This is a genomic window from Pseudomonas sp. 18175 (assembly GCF_050432925.1).
GTDB lineage: Bacteria > Pseudomonadota > Gammaproteobacteria > Pseudomonadales > Pseudomonadaceae > Aquipseudomonas.
This window is the reverse complement of the sequence record NZ_JBKFTO010000003.1, coordinates 329552-355911: the sequence shown is the minus strand read 5'-3', so window position 1 is coordinate 355911 and position 26360 is coordinate 329552. Positions and strand designations below refer to the sequence as shown.

Here is a 26360-nt window from a genome sequence, read left to right as displayed (position 1 = left end):
GTTGGGAGTAGCCTTGGGGCATTCCGGTCAGGCCATGGAGCCATCGATGAAGTGCAGCATTCTAACGGTCATTGTGCTCGGCGCGCTCACATTGGGTGCGGCCCAGGCTCAGGAGTTGCAAACCGTACCGGTCGCGCCAGCCCCTACGCCAGGCGCACCGGGCACCCCGACGCCAACGTTGTACCCGCAAATCACCCCACCGGCCGTGCCCAAGACAAACGGCGCGCCACCCCTGGTGCCTATCGTGCTGCCGACCCCACCGAAGGACCAGACAGTGCCCGGCCTGCTGCAAAACGACAGCAAGCCCAAGACGCCCGGCGGCTAGTACTGCTGGGACAGCAATTGCCCATCAACCATGCGCAGGCGCTTGGACAGGGCAATGGCAATGGCGCGGATGATCTTGGCGGCCACCCGGGGGGCGTCATGGAGCATCTTTTCCAGGGAGTCCTTGCCCAGGTTCAACAGCACGCAATCGGTGGCCGCCACACAACTGGCCGAGCGGCGCTCGCCGTCGAGCACGGCCATTTCACCGAAGGCCCGGCCACTGCGCAGGGTGGCGATGGTCAGGCGCTGGCCGTCGTGGTTGGTTTTCTGCACCGCCACCTGGCCGCTGTGGAGGATGCACATAAAGGTGCCGGCATCGCCTTCGAGGAAGATCACCTCGTCTTGGGCGATGCTGCTGATATTGAAGTAGCCGGCGGCGACGTGGAAATCTTCCGGCGACAGCGGATCGAACAGGCCGCAGTCCATCAGCATGTCGCGGATTTCGTTATTCAATAAGGTCGGTTGTGACATGGCTGCAATCTGGGTCCATCAAACAGGGGCGGTCCTGTGTTCAGACAGAACTGCCCCGTTAAGTTCCTAAATCAACCCCAGCGCCTTGAACACAAATGCATATTCGAGCGCTACGTCACGTAATCCCTGGTAACGACCGCTCATCCCACCGTGGCCGGCGCCCAGTTCGGTCTTGAGCAGCAGCAGGTTGTCGTCCGTCTTGGTGTCGCGCAGCTTGGCCACCCACTTGGCCGCTTCCCAGTACTGCACGCGGCTGTCGTTGTAGCCGGCGATCACCAGCAGGTGCGGATAGGCCTGGGCGCGCACGTTTTCGTACGGCGCGTAGGCCTTGATGCGTTCGTACACCGCAGGATCTTGCGGGTTACCCCACTCGTCGTACTCGGTGATGGTCAGCGGCAACTCCGGGTCGAGCATGGTGTTGAGCACATCGACAAACGGCACTTCGGCAATCGCTGCCTGGAACAGTTCAGGGCGCTGGTTGAGCACCGCGCCGATCAACAGGCCACCGGCACTGCCGCCGCTGATGGCCAATTGCTTGGAGGTGGTCAGGCCTTCGGCAATCAAGTGTTCGGCGCAGGCGATAAAGTCGCTGAAGGTGTTTTGCTTGTGCTCCTGCTTGCCGTTGCGATACCAGGCTTCACCCAGTTCGCCGCCGCCGCGTACGTGGGCGATGGCAAACGCTACGCCTCGGTCCAGCAGGCTCAGGCGCGCGTGGGAGAACCACGGGTCGAGGCTCGAACCGTAGGCGCCGTAGCCATACAGGTACAGTGGCGTGGGCTTGCCGATCTGGTCGCGCTTGACCACCAGGCTGATGGGCACCTGGGTGCCATCGACGGAAGTGGCCCACAGGCGTTGGCTCACATAGTCATCGGCATTGAACGTGCCGAGCACCGGGGTTTCCTTGAGCACCACTTGAGCGCCGCTGGCCAGTTCCAGTTGGCGCACCTGGGCTGGGCGGTTCAGGGCTTCGTAGCGCAGGCGGATCTTGTCGCTCGGAAATTCCAGGCTGTTCTGTACGTAAAGGCTATAGGCGGCGTCGGGCAATTCCACACGATAGGCCGACAGGCCCTGCGGGTGCACTTCGATCACCGGCAGGCCGCCGATGCGCAGGCTTAGGGTCATGGCGCCGGTGTTCAGGCTCACGCCGTCGAGCATCACCTCGTCGCTGTGGGGGATCAGGTTTTGCCACTCATCCTGGGTCGGCACGTCGCCAATGTCGGTCGCCACGAACAATGCGTAGTTGATGCCATCGCGGTTACTGCGGATAAACCAGGTCCACGCGCCATTCAACTGGCCGTGGTCGACATCGTATTCATGGTCTTCGACACGCGGTGCCAGGCAGGTGAAGTCGAGGTGTGGCTGCTCGGCGTCCAGGGCCCAGACTTCGCTGGTGGTCTTGCTGCCCAACGACAGCAGCAACTGACGCTCGGAGCTGGAACGGTAGCAATGCAGGAAGAAACGCCCGTCAGGCTCGTGGAACACTTGCTGCGCCGCCGTGCCGTCCAGGCGATAGCGATACAGCTTGTGGGGGCGGTGGGTGTCGTCCAGTTCGCCAAAGAACAGCGTGAGGCTGTCGTTGGCCCAGGTCATGCTGCCGTCGCAGTCCTGGAACTCCAGTTCGCTGACCTTGCCGGTGGCCAATTCCTTCACGTACAGGGTGTAGATCTCTTCACCGTTGGTGTCGAGGCTGTAGGCCAGGCGCTGGTGGTCGGGGCTGATGCTGAAAGCACCCAACGAGAAGAAGCCGCCGTTGGCCAGCACGTTGGGGTCCAGCAGCAGTTCTTCGCTGGCATCGTCCACCTGATTGCCGTCATCGGCCGGGCGGCGGCAGCGGTAGTGGCGGGCGTATTCGTCGCCTGCGGTGGTGCGGGTGTAATACAGGTACGGGCCCCACGGAGAGGGCAGGGACAGGTCGGTTTCCAGGATACGGCCCTTGATCTCTTCAAACAGGCTTTCGCGCAGGGCGTGCTGGTCGGCGAGTTGGGCTTCCTGCCAGGCGTTTTCAGCCTTGAGGTAGTCGAGCACCTCTGGCGTGTCACGCTCTTGCAGCCAGGCGTAGGGGTCCTGGCCTGGGGCTTTGCGGGCGATCGGGGCGGTGGAAGTCGGCATGGATCACTCTCTGTCTGGCGGACGGTGGCAGGCTTTGCAGCCGCGACACGCAAAAGTCGTTACTATAGCCGCCTGTTTGCCTACGTTGCCATGGACACCATGACCGAGAACGACTATCTGACCGCTTGGGGCCTTTACGCCTTCGCCGCTTTGGGCTGCCTGTTGGTGTGGTGGCGCATGACCCGCTGGATCTGGCGTTGGTTGCGCGAGCCGCTGCAATTGCTGATGGCGGTGTTGCTGTTCAGCCCGACCGTGGTCGACCCGGTCAAGACCCAGTTTGCACCCGCCGTGGCCATCACCGCCCTGGACCTGCTGCTCAAGGTGGGTAACAACGCCTGGCGGGCGATTTCCGATTTGTTCATGTACACGATGATCGCTTTTGGCGTGTACCTGGTGATCGTGCTGATCCGCTGGCCCATCGAGCGCGCCGCCAATGCCCGCCGTGAGCGCAAGGCAGCGGCCGATGCGGCGCTGGCTGCGGAGCCGGCAGACGATGACGAACCTTTCCGCCGTCCGGCGCCTGTGAGTGGCCTGCGCGTCGAACCGCGCCTTTAACGTTGCAGCGAGAGCCCTGGCATGTGTGAATTATTGGGCATGAGTGCCAACGTCCCCACCGATATCGTGTTCAGCTTTACCGGGCTGATGCAGCGCGGTGGGCGCACCGGCCCCCACCGTGACGGTTGGGGCATCGCCTTCTATGAAGGCCGTGGCCTGCGCCTGTTCCAGGACCCGGCCGCCAGCAGCGAGTCGGAAGTCGCACTGCTGGTGCAGCGTTATCCCATCAAAAGTGAAGTGGTGATCGGCCATATCCGCCAGGCCAACGTGGGCAAGGTGAGCCTGGCCAACACCCACCCGTTCGTTCGCGAGCTGTGGGGCCGCAACTGGTGCTTTGCGCACAACGGCCAGCTGGCGGACTTCAACCCGCGCGCCACGTTCTATCGACCGGTGGGCGACACCGACAGCGAAGCGGCCTTCTGCGATTTGCTCAACCGCGTACGTGAAGCCTTCCCGGAGCCGGTGGACATCGAACAGATGCTGCCGGACCTGATCGCCGCCTGTGCCGAATACCGCAGCAAAGGCGTGTTCAACTGCCTGCTCAGCGACGGTGACTGGCTGTTCTGCTACTGCTCGACCAAATTGGCGCAGATCACCCGGCGCGCACCCTTTGGCCCGGCGCGCTTGAAAGATGTCGACGTGATCGTGGATTTTCAGGCCGAAACCACCCCCAATGACGTGGTGACGGTGATCGCCACCGAGCCGTTGACCGACAACGAAAACTGGACCCGCTACGAACCGGGCCAATGGAGCCTGTGGCGACGTGGTGAATGCGTCAGCCAGGGTATTACCGAGTAAGGATATCGACCATGTTGCTCAGTTATCTGCGGTTGGTGTTGTTTGCCATGGGTTTGTTGGTGGGCGTGCAAGTGCCGGGGTTTATCAACGACTACGCCAAGCGTGTCGAAGCCCATTTGATCGAGGCCCAGACTGGTTTGCGCGGGTTTGAATCCACGGCGCAGCAGTTCTTCAACGGTGATTTGAAGGCCTTGGTGGCCCACTACCGTGCCAGCGATGACCCGGTGTTCCAGAGCGACGCCAACAGCCTGGGCGCCATGCTGGATCGCCAGGTGGCGTTGGACAAGCAATTCCAGGCAATGCAGGGGCCTTGGTACATCCGCGCACTGCAAGTGGCAGTGGCGGCTGACCCGGACATTCGCCAGGAGACCTGGAATGGCTACAGCTACCAGATTTTGCTGACGCCAGAGGCCATGGGCTGGGGCTTGGGCGGGGCGATGTTGTTGTCGTTCGGTCTGGAATGCCTGTTCCGCTTGATCGATTGGGTGGTGTTGGGCGGCAAGCGGTTGCGCCAGAGCCGGCCAATTGAAGAGCGAGATCTGAAAGGTCTCTAAAGCCCAACTCGGTCAAATGTGGGAGGGGGCTTGCTCCCGATAGCGGTGCTTCAGTCACAGATGTATTGACTGACCCACTGCCATCGGGAGCAAGCCCCCTCCCACATTTGGATCTCTATTTTTTCAGTTAGGTTTGTGAGCTCAGTTGCATTCTGTCTTCGCCGACTTCTTCGGCATAGCGGGCAACTACCTTCTGGCACAACCCCACAATCTCTTCCACCAACTCCACCCCCACCCGCCACGACACCACCACCTGCAAATTCGGCAAACGCTGCTCCATTGGCAACATCACCAATTCCCCCTTCGCCAATTCCTCCATCACCAGCACCGGCGGCAGCGCACCAATGCCGAAGCCATCGCGCAACAAGCGGGTAATCGCCGACACCGAGTTCACGCAGTTCATGCGCGGTGCCGCCACGCCGTTGGCTTGCATCAGGCTGAGCACGTCCTGGTGCGGGTGGGAGTTTTTCGAGTAGGTGATGATGCGTTCCTGGGCCAGTTCGGCCAGGGAGGCGTAATCGCGGTGGTAGATCGATTGGCTGGCGACGATCCAGGCCATGGGGTGGCTGCACAATTCTAGGCTGCGCACGGTTTCGAGGCGCAGCAGGTCGGTTTGCAGGATCAGGTCGAGAAAGCCTTTTTGCAGCTGATCGCTGAGGTTCAGTGCGGTATCGGCGACCAACTCGATTTCCACCAGGGGGAAATGGTCCATCAATTCCGCTACCAGTGGGCTCAGCCAGGTGTGGATCACCGTGTCCATGGCACCGATGCGGATGCGTCCGACCTTGCTGCTGGTGGTCTCCAGGGACTGCTTGAGGCCCTGCATGGTCACCATCATCTGCTCGGCGTAATCGAGCACCTTGAGGCCTTCCGGGGTCAGGCTCACGCCGCGCGAGTCGCGCAGAAACAACTTCACCCCCAACTCGCTTTCCAGCACCGCGATGCGGCTGGAGATCGACGCCTGGGTGGTGAACAACTTCTCGGCGGTCAGGCGAAAGCTCTTGAGCTTGGCCACCCAGACGAAGGTTTCGAGGAACTTCAAATTCATGGGATCAACTTTTTCTTATGCATGGATCGGTTTTTATTAGTTGGACGCCGCACGGTGCCAGCGCCAAAAATCGAGCCATTGCACGATAAGCGTCGTTGGGGTGTCAGGACAAGTTGCGAGTTCTGCGTTAAAAATCCCACACTACAAAATAACAATGCCTACAGGAGCACCCCACAGTGAGCCGCCTTCTACTGAACTGTGACATCGGCGAAAGCTTCGGCAACTGGACCATGGGTCTGGACGCCGAGGTCATGCCGTTCATCGATTGCGCCAACGTGGCCTGCGGTTTCCATGCGGGCGATCCGAGCATCATGCGCAAGACCGTCAGCCTGGCGCTCAAGCATGGTGTGCAAGTGGGGGCGCACCCGGCGTACCAGGATTTGCAAGGTTTTGGCCGCCGTTCCATGGCCTACACCCCGCAGGAAATCCAGGACCTGTTGCACTACCAGATCGGTGCCCTCGACGGTATCTGCCGTGCCCAAGGTGCCCGCGTGAGCTACGTCAAACCCCACGGCGCGATGTACAACGACATGATGGCCAACCCGGCCCAATTGCGTGCCGTCATCCAGGCCATCGCGGCCTACGCCGACCTGCCGCTGATGCTGCTGGCCACACGCGACAACAGCGCGGCCCAGGCCTTGGGCGATGAATACGGCGTAACCCTGTGGTTCGAAGCCTTCGCCGACCGTGCCTATGACAGCAACGGCCATCTGGTATCGCGCCAGTTGCCCGGTGCCGTGCACCACGACGCCGAGACCATCGTGCAGCAGGCCCTGACTATTTCCCGTGGTGAAGCCCTGATCGCCAGCGACGGCAGCCCGTTGATCTTGCAGGCCAACACCTTGTGCGTACACGGCGACAACGCCAGCTCAATCGCCGCCGTGCAGCGCATTCGCCAGGCGTTGACGCGCGCATGAAGCCACGGATCGAAGTAGTCGCTATCGACAGCCTGATGGTGCGTCTGTTTGACGTGATCGCCGAAGCCAATATGCCGTGGATGCTCGCCGCCACCCAGCGCCTGCGCGAAGGCTTTGGCGCGGCGTTGGTGGACCTGGTGCCGTCCTACACCACGTTGATGGTGCATTACGATCTCACCACATTGAGCCCGGCCCAGGCGCGGGAGCTGATCGACCAGGCCCTCACTGACCTGCAACCGCAAGCCCAGGGCAGCGGCCAGCGGCATATATTGCCGGTGTGGTACGACCTCAGCGTCGGCCCTGAACTGAGCTTGCTCAGCCAGCGCAGCGGCTTGACGGTCGATGAGGTGATTCGTCGCCACAGCGCCCATGAATACCAAGTGTTTGCCCTCGGTTTCGCCCCCGGTTTTGCCTTTATGGGGCTGGTGGATGAAATCCTCGCCACCCCACGGCTCAACACCCCGCGCAAACGCGTGGCGGCCGGCAGCGTGGGCATTGCCGAGCGGCAGACCGCCGCCTACCCGGTGGTGTCGCCGGGGGGCTGGAACCTGATCGGGCGCACCCCGGCCAAATTATTCGACCGCGAGCGCGACGGCTACAGCCTGATGCAGCCAGGCGATACGGTGCGCTTCGAGCCTGTAGAGCATGCCGAGTTCATCAAGCTGGGCGGCGATGACACGCCACTGGAGGCGCAGGTATGAGCCGCTTGATCATCGAGGCCAGCACGCCGCTGTGCCTGTTGCAGGACGCCGGCCGCTTTGGCGTGCGCCACCTGGGCGTCACCCAGGGCGGTGCGTTGGATTGGGTGTCGATGTCCTGGGCCAACTGGCTGCTGGGCAATGCGCTGGATGCGCCGGTGGTGGAAATTACCCTCGGCGGCTTCACCGTACTGGCCGAGGATTACTGCCTGCTGGCCCTGGCGGGCGCGGACCTCGGCGCTTACATCGACGAACGTGCCGTCAGCCCCGGCCGCAGTTTTATCTTGCAGAAGGGCCAGCGTCTGCGTTTCACCCAGCCATTCAATGGCGCACGGGCTTACCTGGCCGCTCCGGGCGGCTTTGATGCGCCGGATGTGCTGGGCAGTTGCGCCACGGTTGTGCGTGAGGAGTTGGGCGGTGTGGACGGGTTTGGCAAGGCATTGGCCGAAGGTGGGCGGTTGGCCTATTCCGGCGTGGGCGGCGCGATGAAAGTGCTGGGCAACCCAGGCTTGCCTGCCAGCGCCCCATTGGATGTGATCGTCGGCGCCCAGATCGGCCAGTTCAGCGGGCAAAGCCTGTTCGATGCGTTCAACACCGAGTGGGCCCTGGACAGCCGCGCCGACCGCATGGGCATGCGCCTGTTGGGCACGCCGTTGCAGTACCAGGGGCCGTCGTTGATTTCCGAAGGGATTCCGTTGGGCGCGATCCAGGTGCCGCCGGATGGGCAGCCGATTGTGTTGCTCAATGACCGGCAGACCATTGGTGGCTACCCGCGTTTGGGCGCATTGACGCCGTTGTCGCTGGCGCGACTGGCGCAGTGTCTGCCGGGGGAAAAGGTGCGGTTGGCGCCGGTGGTGCAGGAGACGGCGCATCGGCAGCACATTGATTTCTTGCAGCGGTTTCTAAATGGCTAAAAGCATCGCAGGCAAGCCAGCTCCCACATTTGACTGCATTTCAAAGTTGGAATGCATTCCCTGTGGGAGCTGGCTTGCCTGCGATAGCTGCGGTAAATACACCGCCTATTTGGAGAGAAAGCGCATCCCTTCTTCCAACCCGCGTAAGGTCAGCGGATACATCTGATCCTCCACCAATTCCCGCACAATCCCCGTCGACGCTGTATACCCCCAAGTGTCCTTCGGGTACGGGTTAATCCAGATCAACTTCTTGTACTTGGCCATGAAGCGCTGCATCCACACATAGCCCGGCTCTTCGTTCCAATGCTCGACGCTGCCGCCAGCCTGGGTGATCTCATACGGCGCCATCGACGCATCGCCGATAAAAATCACTTTGTAGTCCGCGCCGTACTTGTGCAGCAGGTCTTGTGTAGAGGTGCGTTCCGAGGTGCGGCGCTGGTTGTTCTTCCACACCGACTCGTACACGAAGTTATGGAAGTAGAAGTACTCCAAATGCTTGAACTCGGTCTTGCACGCCGAGAACAACTCTTCGCAGATTTTGACGTGGGCATCCATCGAGCCACCGATATCGAACAGCAGCAGCAACTTGATGGTGTTACGCCGCTCCGGGCGCATCTGGATGTTCAGCAAGCCGGCATCGCGGGCGGTGTGGTCGATAGTGCCGTCGATGTCCAGCTCTTCGGCTGCACCCTGGCGAGCGAACTTGCGCAGGCGGCGCAGGGCGATCTTGATATTGCGCGTGCCCAGTTCCACTTGGTCGTCGAGGTTCTTGTACTCGCGCTGGTCCCAGACTTTGACCGCCTTGCCCTGGCGCTTGCCGGCATCGCCCACGCGAATGCCTTCGGGGTTGTAGCCACCGGAGCCAAACGGGCTGGTGCCGCCGGTGCCGATCCATTTGTTGCCGCCAGCGTGGCGTTCCTTTTGTTCTTCCAGGCGCTTCTTGAATTCCTCGATCAACTTGTCGAGGCCGCCGAGGGATTGGATCTGTGCGCGCTCTTCATCGCTCAGGGAGCGTTCGAATTCCTTGCGCAACCAGTCTTCGGGGATCAGCGCCTGCAAGTGGTCGTCGAGTTTTTCCAGGCCGTTGAAGTAGGCGCCGAAGGCCCGGTCGAACTTGTCAAAATGCCGCTCGTCCTTGACCAGAATCGCCCGGGCCAAATAGTAGAACTCATCCATGTCGGCGAAGGTCACGCGCATTTTCAGCGCGTTGATCAGGTCCAGCAGCTCGCGCACCGACACCGGCACCTTGGCGGCGCGCATCTCATTGAACAGGTTGAGCAGCATCAGCGGTTACCGCGACGGCTCATGAACGCCAGACGCTCCAGCAACTGCACGTCTTGCTCGTTCTTCACCAGGGCGCCGGCCAGCGGAGGGATGGCCTTGGTGGGGTCGCGCTCGCGCAGCACGGCTTCGCCGATGTTGTCGGCCATCAGCAGCTTGAGCCAGTCCACCAGCTCGGAAGTGGAGGGTTTTTTCTTCAGACCCGGCACTTTGCGCACGTCGAAGAACACGTCCAGCGCTTCGCTGACCAGGTCTTTCTTGATGTCGGGGTAGTGCACGTCGACGATTTTTTGCAGGGTGGTGCGGTCGGGGAAGGCGATGTAGTGGAAGAAGCAGCGGCGCAGGAACGCGTCCGGCAGCTCTTTTTCGTTGTTGGAGGTAATGATGATGATCGGGCGCTTCTTGGCCTTGATGGTCTCGTCGATTTCGTAGACGTAGAACTCCATCTTGTCGAGTTCTTGCAGCAGGTCGTTGGGGAACTCGATGTCGGCCTTGTCGATTTCATCGATCAGCAGGATCACCCGCTCCTCGGACTCGAACGCCTCCCACAGCTTGCCCTTTTTCAGGTAGTTGCGTACGTCGTGGACCTTGTCCACGCCCAGTTGCGAATCGCGCAGGCGGCTTACCGCATCGTACTCGTACAGGCCCTGGTGGGCCTTGGTGGTGGACTTGATGTGCCAGGTAATCAGCTTGGCGCCGAAGGACTCGGCCAATTGCTCGGCGAGCATGGTCTTGCCGGTGCCGGGCTCGCCCTTGACCAGCAATGGCCGCTCCAGGGTGATGGCGGCGTTGACGGCCAGTTTCAGGTCGTCGGTGGCAACGTAGGCCTGGGTGCCTTCGAACTTCATCGGTGTTTCCTCGCATTCATCAATGCCCGGACTATACCGCGCAGCCCCGGCGACTGTGAACGCAGACGGGTTATTCAGTCTCTGAATGGGCGGTCACCCGAACCCCTGTAGGAGCGAGCTTGCTCGCGAAAAACGCAACGACACCGCGTTTATCCAAGCAGCCCGCGTTATCGTTGACACTTTTCGCGAGCAAGCTCGCTCCTACAGGTGGCGGGTTTAGTCAGTGCTGGGCTTGGGTTGTTCGTAGCGGGCATTGAACGCCTGGATAAAACCATTGCGCAAAATCGCCAAAAACGCCGAGAACGCGCTGACATCCTGCTGATGCACGCTGCCACTCAATTCCACGCGGGTGGCGAATTGGTTCTTTTGCTGGTTTTTCAGCACGGTCTCGCTGGCGCCGACCACCGCCTCCCAGATCGAACGGAAGATGTTCTTGTCTTTGTTTTCCACGTCCTGCTTCCAGTCGAACACTTCCACATCCCGCAGTAGCGGCTTGATATAGCCAGTGAGCTGGCCTTTTTCCGCTTGGGCTTCGATCACCACATCGCCGGTGCCGGCCTTGAAGTCGAACTTGCCGTAGGCCGAGGCGAAGTCGTTCATGCGCTTGAGTTGCAGGTCTTTGGCGCGAAAGCGGAACTCGAAGTTTTCGAAGTTGCTCAAAGGGTCAAAGGTAGCGGTGGCTTCCAGCGGGGCCTGGCCTTGCAGCAGGGCTTTGCCGTCGAAGCGGGCGTCGCGCTTGCCTTTGACGTCGACGATGTTGGTCAGGTTGTAGAAGCTGGCGTTGACCTGGGTGGCGTTGATGTTCACCGGCGGCTTGGAATTGAAGTTATGGAAGGCGATCTTGCCGTCTTCGATTCGTACTTCGTCGAGGGTGATGGGCGCCAATTTGCTTAACTGCTCGCGCCAGTCGGTGCCCTTACCGGTCTGGGACGCTTGCTTGTTGGCACCGCCGTCGACGAAGTTCACCTCGGGGTTGATAAAGCGCACCTTGGCTACCACCGCATGGTCGTTGATCAGCGATTGCCAGCTCACTGACAGGTCAATCAACGGCGCCTTGAGCAAGGGCACTGGCACCTTGCCATCGACCTTGACGATCTCCAGGCCATTGATCTTGTACGCACCGCGCCACAGGGCCAAGTCCACGTCGCTGACCTGGCCACGGTAGTCGCCCATGTCGGCGAGCTTGTCATTCAAGTAGTTACGCACCAGATAGGGCAGGGCAAGGTCGATGGCGACCAGCACCACCACCAGAGCGGCGACTGTCCATAGCGGCCAGCTGTAGCGACGTTTCATGGGGGCGTTCTCCATACAGGTAGGCGATTGACCGCCGGGGAGCGCGCAACGTTCCTCTGACTGGACGCTTTGCACCCCGAGGCTTACCCTTGTGGCCTTCCTGAAACCGCCAAATAGGACCCGTCATGAGCCGCATCTTTGCAGACAACGCGCACTCCATCGGTAACACGCCCCTGGTGCAGATCAACCGTATCGCACCACGTGGCGTGACCATCCTGGCCAAGATCGAAGGGCGCAACCCTGGGTACTCGGTGAAGTGCCGCATTGGCGCCAACATGATCTGGGACGCGGAAAGCACCGGCAAACTCAAACCGGGCATGACCATTGTCGAACCGACTTCCGGCAACACCGGGATTGGCCTGGCGTTTGTCGCCGCCGCCCGTGGCTATAAATTGCTGCTGACCATGCCGGCATCCATGAGCATCGAGCGGCGCAAGGTGCTTAAGGCCTTGGGCGCCGAGCTGGTGCTGACCGAACCGGCCAAGGGCATGAAGGGCGCAATCGAGAAAGCGACTGAAATCGTTGAAAGCGACCCGGCCCAATACTTCATGCCGGGCCAATTCGAAAACCCGGCCAACCCGGCGATCCACGAAAAAACCACCGGCCCCGAGATCTGGAACGACACCGATGGCGCCGTGGACGTGCTGGTAGCGGGCGTGGGCACCGGCGGCACCATCACAGGCGTCTCGCGTTACATCAAGAATATTGCGGGCAAACCGATCCTGTCGGTGGCCGTGGAGCCCATCGTGTCGCCGGTGATCACCCAGGCCCTGGCCGGTGAAGAGATCAAGCCCAGCCCTCACAAAATCCAGGGCATTGGCGCCGGTTTCGTGCCGAAGAACCTCGACCTGTCGATGGTTGACCGGGTGGAATTGGCCAGCGATGAAGAGTCCAAGGCCATGGCCCTGCGCCTGATGCAGGAAGAGGGGATTTTGTGCGGGATCTCCTGCGGCGCCGCGATGGCCGTGGCGGTGCGCCTGGCGCAGAAGCCGGAGATGCAAGGCAAGACCATCGTGGTGATTTTGCCGGACTCCGGTGAGCGCTACTTGTCGAGCATGTTGTTCAGCGATCTGTTTACCGATCAGGAAAACCAGGCTTGATGTGTGTCTGTGGCGAGGGAGCTTGCTCCCGCTGGAGTGCGAAGCGCTCTCAAAATCGTGGGGCCGCTACGCAGCCCAGCGGGAGCAAGCTCCCTCGCCACAAGGTTTGATAGGTATCAGCCGGTCAGCCAAAGCCTTCTGCATACTGTCCCAAGTGTTTATGATGCCCGGCGCATTTTTTCAGGAGTTGCTCCATGACCTTTTCTTTGGCCGCCAAGCTGTCGGTGCTGCTGGTGTTTATCGGCAGCACGCTGTACGTGCACCTGCGTGGCAAGGCCCGCTTGCCGGTGTTGCGCCAGTTCGTCAACCATTCGGCGCTGTTCGCTCCCTATAACGCCTTGATGTACCTGTTTTCGGCGGTGCCGTCCAAGCCCTACCTGGACCGCAGCAAGTTCCCGGAACTGGACGTGCTCAAGGACAACTGGGAAGTGATCCGCGAAGAGGCCATGCACCTGTTTGACGAGGGTTACATCCGCGCGGCCGAAAAGAACAACGACGCCGGTTTCGGTTCGTTCTTCAAGAAGGGCTGGAAGCGGTTCTACCTCAAGTGGTACGACAAACCCCTGCCGTCGGCCGAGGCGCTGTGCCCCAAGACCGTAGCGTTGGTGAGCAGCATTCCCAATGTCAAAGGCGCGATGTTTGCGCTGTTGCCGGGCGGCAGCCACCTCAACCCGCACCGCGACCCGTTTGCCGGTTCCCTGCGTTATCACCTGGGGCTGTCCACGCCGAATTCCGACGCCTGCCGTATCTTCGTCGACGGCCAGGAATACGCCTGGCGCGACGGTGACGACGTAATGTTCGACGAAACCTATGTGCACTGGGTGAAGAACGAGACCGAAACCACCCGTGTGATCCTGTTCTGCGACATCGAACGACCGCTGAGCAATGGCTTCATGACCCGCGTCAACCGTTGGGTCAGCAAGCAACTGGGCCGCGCCACCGCGCCGCAGAACCTGGATGACGAGCGTGTGGGCGGGATCAACCAGGCGTACGCCTGGAGCAAGACGTTCAGCGACAAGTTCAGTGGGGTGGTGAAGCAATGGAAGCGCAAGCATCCCAAGGCTTACCGCGTTGCGCGGCCGGTGTTGGCGGTGGTTGTGTTGGTGCTGCTGTGGAAGTGGTTGTTCTGACCTGAATCTGTGAATACGGTCAAAAATGTGGGAGGGAGCAAGCCCCCTCCCACATTTGGTTTTGCAGTGTTGCTTAGGACGCAATCAGCTGGCGCAGTACGTAGTGCAAGATCCCCCCCGCCTTGAAGTATTCCACTTCATTGAGCGTATCAATCCGACACAGCACCTCGACCTTCTCCGTACTCCCATCCTCCCGCTTGATCACCAATGTCAGGTTCATGCGCGGCACGATCTCCACGCCCGTCAGCCCCAGAATATCGATCTGCTCCTTGCCCGTAAGGTTGAGGCTCTTGCGGTTCTGATCCAGCTTGAACTGCAACGGCAACACGCCCATGCCCACCAGGTTGGAACGGTGGATACGCTCGAAACTCTCGGCAATCACCGCTTTTACGCCCAGCAGATTCGTACCCTTGGCCGCCCAGTCGCGACTTGAGCCAGTGCCATATTCCTGCCCTGCGATCACCACCAATGGCGTACCCGATGCCTGGTATTTCATCGAAGCATCGTAGATCGCCATCTTCTCGCCGGTGGGGATGTACAGCGTATTGCCGCCTTCTTCACCGCCGAGCATTTCGTTGCGGATACGGATATTGGCAAAGGTGCCGCGCATCATCACTTCATGGTTGCCCCGGCGTGAGCCGTAGGAGTTGAAGTCGCGCGGTTCCACGCCTTGCTCGCGCAGGTAGCGGCCCGCGGGGCTGTCGGCCTTGATGTTGCCAGCGGGGGAGATGTGGTCGGTGGTCACCGAATCCCCCAGTAGGGCCAGGACGCTGGCGCCTTGCACGTCCTTGATTACCGGCAACGGCCCGGCAATATCGTCGAAGAATGGCGGATGCTGGATGTAGGTGGAATCCGCCTGCCACACGTAGGTCGCAGCTTGCGGCACTTCAATGGCTTGCCACTGTGCATCACCGGCAAACACCTCGGCGTATTCCTTGTGGAACATGCCGGTGCTTACCTGGGCCACTGCGTCGGCGATTTCCTGGCTGCTGGGCCAGATGTCCTTGAGGTACACCGGCTTGCCGTTCTGATCGTTACCCAGCGGCTCGCTGCTGATATCGATACGCACGGTACCCGCCAACGCATAAGCCACCACCAAGGGTGGCGAAGCCAGCCAGTTGGTTTTCACCAGCGGGTGAACACGGCCTTCGAAGTTGCGGTTGCCGGAGAGCACCGAGGCGACGGCAAGGTCGGCCTTTTGGATGGCTTTTTCAATCGGCTCGGGCAAGGGGCCGGAGTTGCCGATGCAGGTGGTGCAGCCATAACCCACCAGGTCAAAGCCGAGTGCGTCGAGGTATTGGGTGAGGCCTGCCGCCTTGTAGTAGTCGGTGACCACCTTGGAGCCGGGGGCCAGGGAGGTTTTGACCCAGGGCTTGCGCATCAGGCCTTTTTCCACGGCTTTTTTCGCCACCAGGCCTGCGGCCATCATCACGCTGGGGTTGGAGGTGTTGGTGCACGAGGTGATCGCGGCGATGACCACTGCGCCGTTTTTCAGGCGATAGGTCTGGCCGTCGTATTCATAGTCGGCTTCGCCGACCAAATCCGCATTGCCCACGGCCACACCGCCACCGCCTTCGCTTTCCAGGCGGCCTTCTTCTTTATTAGTGGGTTTGAATTGCAGGTCGAGAAAATCACTGAACGCCTGGCCCACATTCGGCAGCGATACGCGGTCTTGCGGGCGTTTCGGCCCGGCAAGGCTGGCTTCGACGCTGCCCATGTCCAGGGCCAGGCTGTCGGTGAACACCGGTTCCTGGCCAGCATTGCGCCACAGGCCTTGGGCTTTGGTGTAAGCCTCGACCAATTTGACAGTTTCTGACGGACGGCCCGACAGGCGCAGGTAGTCCAGCGTCACCTCATCCACCGGGAAAAAGCCGCAGGTGGCGCCGTATTCCGGGGCCATGTTGGCGATGGTGGCGCGGTCGGCCAACGGCAGGTCGGCCAGGCCGTCGCCATAGAACTCGACGAATTTACCCACCACGCCTTTTTTGCGCAGCATCTGGGTTACGGTCAGCACCAGGTCGGTGGCGGTGATGCCTTCTTTCAGTTTGCCGGTGAGTTTGAAGCCGATCACTTCCGGGATCAGCATCGACACCGGCTGGCCGAGCATCGCCGCTTCCGCTTCGATCCCGCCAACGCCCCAGCCGAGGACGCCGAGGCCGTTGATCATGGTGGTGTGGGAGTCGGTGCCCACTAGCGTGTCCGGGAAAGCATAGGTGCGGCCGTCTTCGTCCTTGGTCCACACCGTGCGGCCCAGGTATTCAAGGTTGACCTGGTGGCAGATGCCGGTGCCCGGTGGCACCACGCTGAAATTGTCAAAGGCGCTCTGGCCCCAGCGCAGGAAGGCGTAGCGTTCGCCGTTGCGCTGCATTTCGATATCGACGTTTTGCTCAAAGGCGTCGGCGTTGCCGAACTTGTCGACCATCACCGAGTGGTCGATCACCAGGTCCACCGGTGACAGCGGGTTGATGCGCTGCGGGTCGCCCCCGGCCTTGGCCACGGCGGCGCGCATGGCGGCCAGGTCGACCACGGCGGGTACGCCGGTGAAGTCCTGCATCAATACACGGGCGGGGCGGTATTGGATCTCGCGGTCGGACTGACGCTCTTTGAGCCAGGCGGCAATGGCCTTGAGGTCGGCGCCGGTGACGGTCTTGTTGTCTTCCCAGCGCAGCAGGTTTTCCAGCAGCACCTTGAGGGACATGGGCAGTTTGTCCAGGTCACCCAGGCGCTTGGCGGCTTCGGGCAGGCTAAAGTAGTGGTAGGTTTTGCTGTCTATTTCAAGGGTCTTAAGGGTTCTCAGGCTATCAAGCGATGACATGACACGACTCCTTTTGGCCCGCACGGCTACGGACCTGACGGGACGAACAGAGCTATCAACTTAGCGCTGTTTTCATTAGCAGGCTAATAACTGGACTCTATGGTTAAGTCCAAGGTTCCGAACTCAGCTATCATGCGCGCGTTTTCATGACAGACATTGCGATAGCGCAATGCCGGTTGAGTCACCAGGAGAGTTGATGAACACCCTTTTTATGCACTGCCGCCCGGGTTTTGAAGGCGAAGTCTGTTCCGAGATCGCGGACCTCGCCGCGCGCCTGAACGTTTCCGGCTACGCCAAGGCCAAGACCGGCAGCGCCTGCGCCGAATTTGTCTGCACCGAAGAAGACGGCGCCCAGCGCCTGATGCACGGCCAGCGTTTTGCCGAGCTGATCTTCCCAAGGCAGTGGGCGCGCGGGGTGTTTATCGACCTGCCGGAAACCGACCGCATCAGCGTGATCCTCGCCCATCTGCGCGAATTCCCGGTGTGCGGCAGCCTGTGGCTGGAGATGGTCGACACCAACGACGGCAAGGAACTCTCGAACTTCTGCAAGAAATTCGAAGTGCACCTGCGCAAAGCCTTGCTCAACGCCGGCAAGCTGGTGGACGACCCGAGCAAGCCGCGCCTTTTGCTGACGTTCAAGAGCGGCCGCGAAGTGTTCATGGGCCTGGCGGAGTCGAACAACTCGGCAATGTGGCCGATGGGTATTCCGCGCCTCAAATTCCCGCGTGAAGCACCGAGCCGTTCAACCCTCAAGCTGGAAGAGGCCTGGCACCACTTCATCCCTCGCGACCAGTGGGACGAGCGCCTGCATGGCGACATGACCGGCGTGGACCTGGGCGCCGCCCCCGGCGGCTGGACCTGGCAACTGGTCAACCGTGGCATGCTGGTCACCGCCATCGACAACGGCCCCATGGCCGAAAGCCTGATGGACACCGGCCTGGTGCAGCACCTGATGGCCGACGGTTTTACCTTCGTGCCCAAGCAGCCGGTGGACTGGATGGTCTGCGATATCGTCGAGAAACCGGCGCGCAACGCGGCCCTCTTGGAAACCTGGATTGGCGAAGGCCACTGCCGTGAGGCGGTAGTGAACTTGAAACTGCCGATGAAGCAGCGTTATGCCGAAGTGAAGCGCTTGCTGGAGCGTATCGAGGACGGCTTCAAGGCGCGGGGTATTCGGGTGGAGATTGGCTGCAAGCAGCTGTATCACGACCGTGAAGAGGTGACGTGTCACTTGCGCCGCCTGGAAACCCCGAAGAAACCCAAGAACCGCTGATCGCAAGCCCAGCACCGCTCAAAATGTGGGAGCTGGCTTGCCTGCGATAGCGGTATAACTGTCGATACCTATGTTGAATGTGCCCCGGTCATCGCGGGCAAGCCCGCTCCCACACAAGAGCGGGCCGGTTTCAGGAGTGAGAGATGAGCCAAACCCAAGATCTACCCGTCGACGGCACCTTGGACGCCACCGGCCTCAACTGCCCGGAGCCGGTGATGATGCTGCACCAGCACATCCGCGACCTGCCGCCGGGCGGCTTGCTCAAGGTGATCGCCACCGACCCGTCTACGCGCCGTGATATCCCCAAGTTCTGCGTGTTCCTGGACCACGAACTGGTGGATCAGCAGGAACAGGGCGGCACTTACCTGTACTGGATTCGCAAGAAGTCCGCTTAACCCTGCGCCTTGGCTGCGCGAATGCGCCGGCGTGCACTGCGCGCCAGGCGCACCAGCAGCATCCCCGCCGCGCAGCTCAGGCCCACGATCAGCCCTTGCCATAAGCCGCTTGGGCCGCTGGGTTCGCCCAGCCAGTCGGTCAGCCCCAGGGCGTAACCCACCGGCAGCCCCACACCCCAATAGGCAAACAGCGTCAGCACCATGGTCACCCGTGTGTCCTGATAGCCCCGCAGCGCGCCGGCCGCCGTGACCTGGATCGAGTCGGAGAACTGGAACAGCGCGGAAAACACGATCAAGGTCGAGGCCAGGTGGATCACGATCGGGTCCGGGGTGTAGATCGCCGCAATCTGTTCACGGAACACCAGCATCAGGCTGCACGACAGGCAGGCGTAGGCCAGTGCGGTGCCCATGCCGACCCCGGCGGCGAAGCGTGCCTCACGCGGCTCGCCGCGGCCCAGTGCCTGGCCGACGCGCACGGTGATCGCCATGCTCAGGGAGTAGGGGATCATGAACACCAGGGAGCTGACGTTCAGGGCGATCTGATGCCCGGACACCACCGTTGCGCCCAGGCTGCCGATCAGCAGGGCGATCACGGCGAAAATGCTCGACTCGGCAAAGATCGCGATGCCGATGGGCAAGCCAATGCCCAGCACGCGCTTGATCACCGCCCATTGCGGCCAGTCGAAACGCTTGAACAGTTCGCTGCTCTGGTAGGCCGCCCCATAGCGTGTCCACACGGCCAGCCCGAGCAGCATCGCCCACATTGAAATGGCCGTGGCCCAGCCGCAGCCCACGCCGCCCATGGCCGGCACGCCCAGGTGCCCGTAGATAAAGATGTAGTTCAGCGGAATATTCAGCGCCAGGCCAAACAGACCCATGACCATGCTCGGCCGGGTACGGCCCAGACCCTCGCTGAAACAGCGCAGCACGTAATACAGCGCAATGGCTGGCATACCGGCGGCAATGCCGTGCAGGTAGCCCATGGACGGTTTGATCAGGTCGGCCTCGACCTTCATCGCGTGCAGGATCGGTTCGGCGCACAGCAGCAACAGCCCGCCCATGGCCCCGACCACAATCGCCAACCACAACGACTGGCGCACCAACGGCCCGATCTCGTTGAACTGCTTGGCACCGTAGCGCTGGGCGACTTTCGGCGTGGTGGCCAGTAGTGTGCCGCTCATCAGCAGGTACACCGGAATCCAGATCGAATTACCCAGACCCACCGCCGCCAGGTCCTGCGGGCTGACGCGCCCGGCCATCACCGCATCGACAAAGCTCATGGCGGTGGTTGCCAGTTGGCCGATCATGATCGGCAAGGCGAGGGTGAGCAGGTCGCGCACTTCCCGGCTGATGCGGGCGGGGCGGGTGAGGAGGGCGGCGGCAGTGTTCACGTACGGGTGTCCAGGAATAAGGGAAACGCAAGGACGGCGGATTCTACGCCTTGACGCAATGGTCAGGAAAAATCCTGTGTTGGGGATTTGTAATCAACCTCCCACACAAGCCCTCCCACATGGGATATGTGTACACTGCCCCTCCGCCAAAGGAGCCTGCCATGCTGATTGTTGCCGACGAAAATATTCCGCTGCTCGATGCCTTCTTCGAAGGGTTTGGCGAGATTCGCCGGGTGCCCGGCCGTGCCATCGACCGCGCTACCGTCGAACAGGCCGATGTGCTGTTGGTGCGCTCGGTGACCAACGTCAACCGTGCGTTGCTGGAAGGCTCTAATGTGCGCTTTGTCGGCACTTGCACCATCGGCACCGATCACCTGGACCTCGACTACTTCAAGCAGGCCGGCATCCAGTGGTCCAGCGCCCCCGGCTGCAACGCCCGTGGCGTGGTGGACTACGTGCTGGGCAGCCTGCAGACCCTGGCCGAGATCGAAGGCGCCGACCTCAACCAGCGCACTTACGGCGTGGTAGGGGCGGGTGAAGTCGGCGGACGGCTGGTCAAGGTGCTCAAGGGCCTGGGCTGGAACGTGCTGGTGTGCGACCCACCTCGGCAGATCGCCGAAGACGGCGACTACGTGAGCCTTGCGCAGATCATCGAGCAATGCGATGTGATCAGCCTGCACACGCCGTTGACCAAATCTGGCAATGGCTCGACCTGGCACCTGTTCGACCGCCAGCGGCTCAATCAACTCAAGCCCGGCACCTGGCTGATCAACGCCAGCCGTGGCCCGGTGGTGGATAACGCGGCCCTGCGCGAAGTGCTACTGGAACGCGAGGACCTGCAAGCGGTGCTGGATGTGTGGGAAGGCGAGCCGCAGGTGGACGTCGACCTGGCCGACCTGTGTGTGTTGGCCACGCCGCATATCGCCGGCTACAGCCTGGAAGGCCGCCAGCGCGGCACAGCGCAGATTTATCAGGCGTTCTGTGCCCATCTGGGCCAGGAGCCGAGCATTCAATTGAGGGATTTGCTGCCGCCCCTGTGGCTGGCCGAAGTTCACTTGAATGCTGAGACAGATCCGGCATGGGCACTGGCAACCTTGTGCCGCAGCGTGTACGACCCGCGCCGTGATGATGCAGATTTCCGTCGCAGCCTTGTCGGTACGGTGGAGGAGCAGCGTAAGGCGTTTGACCTGCTGCGCAAACACTACCCCGCACGCCGGGAGATCGATGGTTTGAAGGTGCGCATCAACGGCGAGTCGCCAGCGCTATCGCAGATCGTCGCGGCACTGGGTGCCCAGGCCATTTAAACCGACATAAAAAACCCGGCCACCAGGGCCGGGTTTGAAAGAGTTCGGGCGCTTCAGCCTTGCTTCGCAGGCTTGACCAGTCGCTGTTCCAACTCGCTGCACGCTCGCTGGATCATCTCTTCGGTGATCTGCACCTCAAAGCCTTTGGCGTCGATGTACGAGCAAGGCAACTGCTGCGGCTGGCGGATCACTTCAATCTTGGCATCGCTGCTGTTTGGCAAGGTCATGGCCTGTCTCCTCATCAGGTTGTGTTCCTACTCTAATACCCCCGCGTGACCGCGCCGTTACAACTCCATACACAATCGGCGGTTCGAACACCCAGTCCACCAGAAACCACTACGGATTTCCAGCCAGGCATTAGACCGATAGCCTCTAGGGGCCCTTATCGGCGGGCATAATTAACCTGACTCATTGCTATTGGCCCAAGTTCCCCCCATGTAGAGGTACAGGTTCCTCATCGGTGATGCCCTCCATGTTCTCAGCCCGTCAACGTCGTGCCATTCGCTTGGCCAGCCGTTTTATTGCGCCTTACCGCTGGCAGGCGCTTGGCGCCCTGGTGGCGCTTATCGTCACCGCAGGCATCACCTTGTCCATGGGGCAGGGCATTCGGCTGCTGGTGGACCAGGGTTTCATGACCCAGTCGCCGCACCTGCTCAACCAGTCCATCGGCTTGTTCATGATTCTGGTGCTGGGCCTGGCAGTGGGTACGTTTGCGCGGTTCTACCTGGTGTCATGGATCGGTGAGCGGGTGGTGGCGGACATCCGGCGTCAGGTGTTCAACCACTTGATCTACCTGCATCCCGGCTTCTACGAGAACAACCGCAGCTCGGAGATCCAGTCGCGGTTGACCACCGACACCACGTTGCTGCAATCGGTGATCGGCTCCTCGCTGTCGCTGTTTCTGCGCAATGCCTTGATGGTACTGGGCGGCATCGTGCTGCTGTTTGTGACCAACCCCAAGCTCACCAGCATTGTGGTGGTGGCGCTGCCGTTGGTGCTGGCGCCGATCCTGATCTTTGGCCGCCGCGTGCGCAGCTTGTCGCGCCAAAGCCAGGACCGTATTGCCGATGTGGGAAGCTACGTGTCCGAGACCCTCGGCCAGATCAAGACCGTACAAGCCTATAACCACCAAGTGCAGGATGAGCGGCGCTTTGCCGTGACCGTGGAGGACGCATTCACCACTGCACGCAAACGCATCGCCCAACGTGCTTGGCTGATTACCCTGGTGATCATGCTGGTGCTGGGCGCCGTGGGCGTGATGCTTTGGGTGGGTGGCATGGACGTGATCGCCGGACGCATTTCCGGCGGCGAATTGGCAGCGTTTGTGTTCTACAGCCTGATCGTTGGCAGCGCGGTCGGCACCCTCAGCGAAGTGCTTGGCGAGTTGCAGCGCGCCGCCGGTGCCGCCGAGCGTATCGGTGAGTTATTGCAATCGAGCAACGAAATCCAGGCGCCCGCTACCGGCAGTGTGCAACTGCCCGAGCGCGTGAGCGGCCGCATGGAGCTGCAAGACGTGCGGTTTTCCTACCCGTCGCGGCCGGACAGCTACGCCATCGACGGCTTGAACCTGACAATCAACCCCGGTGAAACCCTGGCGCTGGTGGGGCCGTCCGGCGCCGGCAAATCAACGATCTTCGACCTGCTGCTGCGTTTCTACGACCCCCAACACGGCCGCATCCTGCTCGAAGGCCACCCGCTGACCGAGCTCGACCCCATGGACCTGCGCCGCCACTTCGCCCTGGTGTCCCAGAGCCCGGCGCTGTTCTACGGCAGCGTTGAAGAAAACCTCCGCTACGGCAACCCGACGGCCACCACCGAGCAAGTCGAAGCTGCAGCTCGCATCGCCCACGCCCACGACTTCATCCTGCAAATGCCCGATGGCTACCAGACCCACTTGGGCGACGGCGGCATGGGCCTGTCCGGCGGCCAACGGCAACGCCTGGCCATTGCCCGCGCCTTGCTGGTGGACGCGCCGATCCTGCTGCTGGACGAGGCCACCAGCGCCCTGGATGCCCAGAGTGAACACCTGATCCAGCAAGCCCTGCCGCAACTGATGCAGGGTCGCACCACCTTGGTGATCGCCCATCGTTTGGCGACGGTGAAGAATGCCGACCGTATTGCGGTGATGGACCAAGGCAAGCTGGTGGCGGTGGGCACGCATCAGCAGTTGATTGCGAGCAATCCGTTGTATGCGCGGTTGGCGGCGTTGCAGTTCAGTGATGGGGTGGAGGTTGATTGAAGCTGCGCAGTGTCGAGCCCTTAGGGCATCATAGGACCTTTCATTATGGAACCGGATGAGGACATGAGCCGCTATCAACCACCGTTGACCTTGACCACAAAGATGCTGGCGCTGGTAGCCGATATCAGTGAGCAGATCGGCCAACTCTCAGTGGCTGGCGATAATCGCCAGACGCCCCAGTTGCGGCGTGGCAACCGAATCCGCACCATTCAGGCCTCGTTGGCTATTGAGAACAACACCCTCAGCGTCGAACAGGTGACCGCTGTTCTGGAGGGAAAGCGAGTATTGGGCTTACCTCGGGAAATCCAAGAGGTACGTAATGCATTTGCGGCTTACGAGGCCATGCCGCAATGGCGTCCGAGTGACCGTGTCGATTTACTGCGAGCACATGAACTGCTGATGTTCGGATTGATCGACGATGCGGGGCAATTTCGTCAGTCCGGGGTTGGTATCTACCGGGGCGAACAACTGGTACATATGGCTCCGCCCGCAAGCCGAGTGACACATCTGGTGGATGACTTGCTGCGATGGCTGTCGGGTTCGGACTGGCACCCGTTGATTGCCAGTTGCGTATTCCATTATGAGTTCGAATTCATCCACCCTTTCGCAGATGGTAACGGGCGAATGGGCCGGCTCTGGCAAACTTTGATTCTTAGCGAGTGGCGCCCTGTACTGGCGTATCTCCCGGTAGAAGCCGTGATACGAGAGCAGCAGGATGCTTACTACGCGGCGCTGTCGGCTGCCGATCAACAGGCAGAAGCGACACCTTTCGTCGAATTCATGTTACAGGCCCTGAGCCAGGCTTTGGCCGAGGCCGTACAAAGCGAGCGTCCAGCAGCTCCATAAAAAATGCCCGCATCTCTCAATGCGGGCATTTTTCATTTCTGGATCATTTACTGATCATCAAAATACCGCTCATGCCAATCCACCAACGGCTGTGGCGAGTTGAGCTTCTGTCCGTAGATCACCGAATAAGACAGCACGTTTTGCACGTACTGACGGGTTTCGTCGAATGGAATGCTTTCCACCCACACGTCGAAACTCAGGTGATCGGCGCCACGCAGCCATTGGCGAACGCGACCAGGGCCGGCGTTATAGGCGGCGGAGGCGAGCACGCGGTTGCCGTTGAACTGGCTATGCACCTGGCTCAAATAAGCTGCGCCGAGCTGGATGTTTTTGTCCGGGTCCAGCACCTGGGCCGGGGAGGCCAGTGGGATGCTGAACTTGCGCGCAGTCTCTTTGGCCGTGCCGGGCATCAGCTGCATCAGGCCACTGGCGCCGACGCCGGAGCGGGCGTCGTCCATAAAGGCGCTTTCCTGGCGGGTGATGGCGAACACCCAGCTCGAATGCAGGCCACGCACCTTGGCTTCACGCACCAGAGTGTCGCGGTGGGCCATCGGGAAGCGGATGTCCAGGTCATCCCAGTACTGCGCCTGGCTGATGGTGCGGATGGCCGGGAAGTACCACTTCATGTCGTAGGCCAGCTTGGCCTGGGCCACCATTTCATCGCGATTGAAGTGGCGGCTGACGTGGTACCACTCGCGGCGGCCATCGACGATCTGGCCACGGGCGTAGAACTCCAGGGCACGGCGTACACCGGGGGTGTTGCGCACCTTGTTCATCAACGCCTGGCTCATCACTAGGGGTTTGTTGGTGAGCTGGTACGGGGATTTGGAGCGGTCGGCGGCGAGGAAGCCGTAGAAATCACGCTCCTTGGCCACGTTTTTGTAAAGCACCAAGGCTTGCGGGTTTTTCGGTTCGGCCAGTTCCAGGCTGCGGGCCTGCCAGTAGCGCCAGCGGTTGGTGGTGGCCAAGTCCTGTGGGAGCTTGCGGGTGAGCTGGTAGGCATCTTCCCAGCGCGCCAGGCGCAACAGCAGGCGTAGGCGCCATTCGGAGACGGTGTTGTCACGCAGCTCCGGGTCGTATTGGGTCATGACGTCCAAGGCCCGCGGGTCATAGCGACGGGCCAGGGTCAGGCCGATTTCGCGGGCGATCGACACTTTTTCGTCACGGGAGAAGTGCATGCTGCTGGCGTAGCCATCGAGCAGGGCCATGGCCTTGTCCGGGTCTTGGCGCGCCAGGCGGCGCAGGCCCAGGCTAACAGCGTCAGACATGGCTTCATTGGCCGGCAGGAAGCGCGACGGGTCGCTGAGCATGTCGGGCTTTTGCGCCACATCCACCATCAGGCGGCCTTGGCCACCCAGGGTGGGCAGGGTTTTCACCAGGCTGTTGGCCAGCGCGTAGTTGCGGGCTTCGGCGGCAAGTTTGGCGCGGTCCCAGATTTTTTGTTCGGTGAGCTGGCCATCGGCAGCCCACTGAGCAAACGTGGCATCACAGGCCGACGGTTGGGATTTGCCGGTGAGCCACAGTTTTTCGGTGGTCTTGTAGCCTTCGGCTTTCAGATTGTGGGTGAGCTGGTATTGGCCATGCAGGCAGTCCAGTTCAACGAAATTGAGCTTGGGGTCGTAGTACTTTTCAAAGGTTTGCCAGTCGCCACGGTCGGCCAGCCAGCGCAACCAGCGCAGTTTCATCCAGTTGGCCTGGGGCAGGTCGCCGTTTTTGGCGAGGAATTGTTCGATTTCCTCGTTGCTCGCGGTTTTCAGGCGTGCGGTCAGCTCGTCGTACGCCAGGTAGGGCGTCAACGGGTAGTCGGCCAGCGCTTGGCGGTATTGCATGTACGGGCCGCTGTCACCCTTGGCCAGGGCGCGCTTGGCTTCATCGTAATACTGGCGTTGGGTGGTGAGGTCCACGGCCTGGGCGGATTGAACGGCGGTGGCGGAAAGAAGCAGACAAGATAAAAAGTTGAAAAGGCGACTGCGCATGAGACGTCCGTGCAGAGAAATCACGACTAGCACCGGCACTGCCGACACTGATTGCCCCTAGCTTAGCCTTTTGCCCGACAC

23 protein-coding genes and 1 pseudogene are annotated in these 26360 nt (G+C 61.2%); 14 read left to right on the top strand and 10 right to left on the bottom strand.

What is annotated here, in order from left to right; all coding sequences use genetic code 11:
* Positions 1–46: 46 nt before the first annotated feature.
* Complete coding sequence (locus ACLD1Y_RS06615) at positions 47–325, top strand: hypothetical protein (protein ID WP_429476517.1); 279 nt, start codon at positions 47–49, stop codon at positions 323–325.
* On the opposite strand, the gene ACLD1Y_RS06610 is transcribed toward ACLD1Y_RS06615, so the two are convergent.
* A complete protein-coding gene (locus ACLD1Y_RS06610) occupies positions 322–795 on the bottom strand; it encodes a cyclic nucleotide-binding domain-containing protein (protein WP_429476515.1) in 474 nt (157 codons plus the stop codon). The genes ACLD1Y_RS06615 and ACLD1Y_RS06610 overlap by 4 nt on opposite strands.
* A gap of 66 nt (positions 796–861) precedes the next feature.
* Complete coding sequence (locus ACLD1Y_RS06605) at positions 862–2904, bottom strand: S9 family peptidase (protein ID WP_429476513.1); 2043 nt, start codon at positions 2902–2904, stop codon at positions 862–864.
* A 24-nt stretch (positions 2905–2928) separates the two neighbouring features.
* Between ACLD1Y_RS06605 and ACLD1Y_RS06600 the strand changes: the two genes are divergently transcribed.
* The 3 genes from ACLD1Y_RS06600 to ACLD1Y_RS06590 are packed head-to-tail and all read left to right on the top strand — an operon-like array spanning position 2929 to position 4811.
* Positions 2929–3459, top strand: a complete 531-nt coding sequence (locus ACLD1Y_RS06600; RefSeq protein WP_429476511.1) for an MFS transporter — start codon at positions 2929–2931, stop codon at positions 3457–3459.
* Between the two features lie 21 nt (positions 3460–3480).
* Positions 3481–4257, top strand: a complete 777-nt coding sequence (locus tag ACLD1Y_RS06595; RefSeq protein ID WP_024074057.1) for a class II glutamine amidotransferase — start codon at positions 3481–3483, stop codon at positions 4255–4257.
* A gap of 11 nt (positions 4258–4268) precedes the next feature.
* Positions 4269–4811, top strand: coding sequence for a DUF2937 family protein (locus ACLD1Y_RS06590; RefSeq protein WP_429476509.1), 543 nt, complete (start codon positions 4269–4271; stop codon positions 4809–4811).
* Positions 4812–4938: 127 nt separating this feature from the next.
* On the opposite strand, the gene ACLD1Y_RS06585 is transcribed toward ACLD1Y_RS06590, so the two are convergent.
* Entirely contained in the window at positions 4939–5859 is a 921-nt protein-coding gene (locus tag ACLD1Y_RS06585) for a LysR family transcriptional regulator (RefSeq protein WP_429476507.1), read from the bottom strand.
* A gap of 176 nt (positions 5860–6035) precedes the next feature.
* Between ACLD1Y_RS06585 and ACLD1Y_RS06580 the strand changes: the two genes are divergently transcribed.
* From ACLD1Y_RS06580 to ACLD1Y_RS06570, 3 genes are read left to right on the top strand one after another with little or no spacing between them, the layout of a single operon-like run.
* Positions 6036–6776 (top strand): 5-oxoprolinase subunit PxpA, encoded by a 741-nt coding sequence (locus tag ACLD1Y_RS06580; protein WP_429476505.1) that lies wholly within the window; start codon positions 6036–6038, stop codon positions 6774–6776.
* A complete protein-coding gene (pxpB, locus tag ACLD1Y_RS06575; protein ID WP_429476503.1) occupies positions 6773–7477 on the top strand; it encodes a 5-oxoprolinase subunit PxpB in 705 nt (234 codons plus the stop codon). The genes ACLD1Y_RS06580 and pxpB overlap by 4 nt, the downstream gene beginning before the upstream one ends.
* Positions 7474–8388, top strand: coding sequence for a biotin-dependent carboxyltransferase family protein (locus tag ACLD1Y_RS06570; RefSeq protein ID WP_429476501.1), 915 nt, complete (start codon positions 7474–7476; stop codon positions 8386–8388). The genes pxpB and ACLD1Y_RS06570 overlap by 4 nt, the downstream gene beginning before the upstream one ends.
* Positions 8389–8493: 105 nt before the next feature.
* On the opposite strand, the gene ACLD1Y_RS06565 is transcribed toward ACLD1Y_RS06570, so the two are convergent.
* From ACLD1Y_RS06565 to ACLD1Y_RS06555, 3 genes are all read right to left on the bottom strand, one after another.
* On the bottom strand, positions 8494–9672 hold the full coding sequence (locus ACLD1Y_RS06565) for a vWA domain-containing protein (RefSeq protein WP_017736274.1): 1179 nt from the start codon (positions 9670–9672) through the stop codon (positions 8494–8496).
* A complete protein-coding gene (locus ACLD1Y_RS06560; protein ID WP_003210690.1) occupies positions 9672–10517 on the bottom strand; it encodes an AAA family ATPase in 846 nt (281 codons plus the stop codon). The genes ACLD1Y_RS06565 and ACLD1Y_RS06560 overlap by 1 nt, the downstream gene beginning before the upstream one ends.
* 216 nt (positions 10518–10733) lie before the next feature.
* The gene (locus tag ACLD1Y_RS06555; protein ID WP_429476498.1) at positions 10734–11810 is read right to left on the bottom strand and encodes a DUF748 domain-containing protein; all 1077 of its coding nucleotides are present in this window, start codon (positions 11808–11810) and stop codon (positions 10734–10736) included.
* 125 nt (positions 11811–11935) lie between these two features.
* Here ACLD1Y_RS06555 and cysK point away from each other — a divergent pair, with 125 nt between their 5' ends.
* Positions 11936–12910: a cysteine synthase A gene (cysK, locus tag ACLD1Y_RS06550; protein ID WP_429476496.1), complete on the top strand. Its 975-nt coding sequence runs from the start codon at positions 11936–11938 to the stop codon at positions 12908–12910.
* Positions 12911–13104: 194 nt separating this feature from the next.
* A complete protein-coding gene (locus tag ACLD1Y_RS06545) occupies positions 13105–14040 on the top strand; it encodes an aspartyl/asparaginyl beta-hydroxylase domain-containing protein (RefSeq protein WP_429476494.1) in 936 nt (311 codons plus the stop codon).
* A gap of 73 nt (positions 14041–14113) precedes the next feature.
* Here the strand turns inward: ACLD1Y_RS06545 and acnA are convergent, their stop codons facing one another.
* Complete coding sequence (gene acnA / locus ACLD1Y_RS06540; RefSeq protein WP_429476492.1) at positions 14114–16855, bottom strand: aconitate hydratase AcnA; 2742 nt, start codon at positions 16853–16855, stop codon at positions 14114–14116.
* A 196-nt stretch (positions 16856–17051) separates the two neighbouring features.
* On the opposite strand from acnA, the gene rlmM reads away from it, so the two are divergent.
* Positions 17052–18128 (top strand): 23S rRNA (cytidine(2498)-2'-O)-methyltransferase RlmM, encoded by a 1077-nt coding sequence (gene rlmM, locus ACLD1Y_RS06535; RefSeq protein ID WP_429476490.1) that lies wholly within the window; start codon positions 17052–17054, stop codon positions 18126–18128.
* A 143-nt stretch (positions 18129–18271) separates the two neighbouring features.
* Positions 18272–18523 (top strand): sulfurtransferase TusA, encoded by a 252-nt coding sequence (gene tusA, locus ACLD1Y_RS06530; protein WP_429476488.1) that lies wholly within the window; start codon positions 18272–18274, stop codon positions 18521–18523.
* Here the strand turns inward: tusA and ACLD1Y_RS06525 are convergent.
* Positions 18520–19914 (bottom strand): MATE family efflux transporter, encoded by a 1395-nt coding sequence (locus ACLD1Y_RS06525; protein ID WP_429476486.1) that lies wholly within the window; start codon positions 19912–19914, stop codon positions 18520–18522. The genes tusA and ACLD1Y_RS06525 overlap by 4 nt on opposite strands.
* A 161-nt stretch (positions 19915–20075) precedes the next feature.
* Between ACLD1Y_RS06525 and pdxB the strand changes: the two genes are divergently transcribed.
* Positions 20076–21218 carry a 4-phosphoerythronate dehydrogenase PdxB gene (pdxB, locus tag ACLD1Y_RS06520; RefSeq protein ID WP_429476484.1) on the top strand — a complete coding sequence of 381 codons (1143 nt, stop codon included), beginning with the start codon at positions 20076–20078 and terminating at the stop codon, positions 21216–21218.
* Positions 21219–21271: 53 nt separating this feature from the next.
* On the opposite strand, the gene ACLD1Y_RS06515 is transcribed toward pdxB, so the two are convergent.
* Positions 21272–21445 carry a PA1571 family protein gene (locus ACLD1Y_RS06515; RefSeq protein WP_429476482.1) on the bottom strand — a complete coding sequence of 58 codons (174 nt, stop codon included), beginning with the start codon at positions 21443–21445 and terminating at the stop codon, positions 21272–21274.
* Between the two features lie 236 nt (positions 21446–21681).
* On the opposite strand from ACLD1Y_RS06515, the gene ACLD1Y_RS06510 reads away from it, so the two are divergent.
* Together ACLD1Y_RS06510 and ACLD1Y_RS06505 are read left to right on the top strand one after the other, a co-directional pair.
* Positions 21682–23457 (top strand): ABC transporter transmembrane domain-containing protein, encoded by a 1776-nt coding sequence (locus ACLD1Y_RS06510; protein ID WP_429476480.1) that lies wholly within the window; start codon positions 21682–21684, stop codon positions 23455–23457.
* A gap of 63 nt (positions 23458–23520) precedes the next feature.
* Positions 23521–24285 (top strand): annotated as a pseudogene (locus ACLD1Y_RS06505) (Fic family protein); the annotation flags it as partial.
* A gap of 65 nt (positions 24286–24350) precedes the next feature.
* Here the strand turns inward: ACLD1Y_RS06505 and ACLD1Y_RS06500 are convergent.
* Positions 24351–26279 carry a transglycosylase SLT domain-containing protein gene (locus ACLD1Y_RS06500; protein ID WP_429476478.1) on the bottom strand — a complete coding sequence of 643 codons (1929 nt, stop codon included), beginning with the start codon at positions 26277–26279 and terminating at the stop codon, positions 24351–24353.
* Positions 26280–26360: the final 81 nt, after the last annotated feature.

Excerpts from the sequence above, each read along its gene's own strand:
- acnA (WP_429476492.1), bottom strand. The coding sequence starts at position 16,855 with ATGTCATCGCTTGATAGCCTGAGAACCCTTAAGACCCTTGAAATAGAC.
- rlmM (WP_429476490.1), top strand. The coding sequence starts at position 17,052 with ATGAACACCCTTTTTATGCACTGCCGCCCGGGTTTTGAAGGCGAAGTC.
- ACLD1Y_RS06595 (WP_024074057.1), top strand. The coding sequence starts at position 3,481 with ATGTGTGAATTATTGGGCATGAGTGCCAACGTCCCCACCGATATCGTG.
- pxpB (WP_429476503.1), top strand. The coding sequence starts at position 6,773 with ATGAAGCCACGGATCGAAGTAGTCGCTATCGACAGCCTGATGGTGCGT.
- ACLD1Y_RS06555 (WP_429476498.1), bottom strand. The coding sequence starts at position 11,810 with ATGAAACGTCGCTACAGCTGGCCGCTATGGACAGTCGCCGCTCTGGTG.
- ACLD1Y_RS06560 (WP_003210690.1), bottom strand. The coding sequence starts at position 10,517 with ATGAAGTTCGAAGGCACCCAGGCCTACGTTGCCACCGACGACCTGAAA.
- ACLD1Y_RS06565 (WP_017736274.1), bottom strand. The coding sequence starts at position 9,672 with ATGCTGCTCAACCTGTTCAATGAGATGCGCGCCGCCAAGGTGCCGGTG.
- ACLD1Y_RS06545 (WP_429476494.1), top strand. The coding sequence starts at position 13,105 with ATGACCTTTTCTTTGGCCGCCAAGCTGTCGGTGCTGCTGGTGTTTATC.
- tusA (WP_429476488.1), top strand. The coding sequence starts at position 18,272 with ATGAGCCAAACCCAAGATCTACCCGTCGACGGCACCTTGGACGCCACC.
- ACLD1Y_RS06570 (WP_429476501.1), top strand. The coding sequence starts at position 7,474 with ATGAGCCGCTTGATCATCGAGGCCAGCACGCCGCTGTGCCTGTTGCAG.
- pdxB (WP_429476484.1), top strand. The coding sequence starts at position 20,076 with ATGCTGATTGTTGCCGACGAAAATATTCCGCTGCTCGATGCCTTCTTC.
- ACLD1Y_RS06515 (WP_429476482.1), bottom strand. The coding sequence starts at position 21,445 with ATGACCTTGCCAAACAGCAGCGATGCCAAGATTGAAGTGATCCGCCAG.
- ACLD1Y_RS06615 (WP_429476517.1), top strand. The coding sequence starts at position 47 with ATGAAGTGCAGCATTCTAACGGTCATTGTGCTCGGCGCGCTCACATTG.
- cysK (WP_429476496.1), top strand. The coding sequence starts at position 11,936 with ATGAGCCGCATCTTTGCAGACAACGCGCACTCCATCGGTAACACGCCC.
- ACLD1Y_RS06590 (WP_429476509.1), top strand. The coding sequence starts at position 4,269 with ATGTTGCTCAGTTATCTGCGGTTGGTGTTGTTTGCCATGGGTTTGTTG.
- ACLD1Y_RS06510 (WP_429476480.1), top strand. The coding sequence starts at position 21,682 with ATGCCCTCCATGTTCTCAGCCCGTCAACGTCGTGCCATTCGCTTGGCC.
- ACLD1Y_RS06610 (WP_429476515.1), bottom strand. The coding sequence starts at position 795 with ATGTCACAACCGACCTTATTGAATAACGAAATCCGCGACATGCTGATG.
- ACLD1Y_RS06605 (WP_429476513.1), bottom strand. The coding sequence starts at position 2,904 with ATGCCGACTTCCACCGCCCCGATCGCCCGCAAAGCCCCAGGCCAGGAC.
- ACLD1Y_RS06585 (WP_429476507.1), bottom strand. The coding sequence starts at position 5,859 with ATGAATTTGAAGTTCCTCGAAACCTTCGTCTGGGTGGCCAAGCTCAAG.
- ACLD1Y_RS06500 (WP_429476478.1), bottom strand. The coding sequence starts at position 26,279 with ATGCGCAGTCGCCTTTTCAACTTTTTATCTTGTCTGCTTCTTTCCGCC.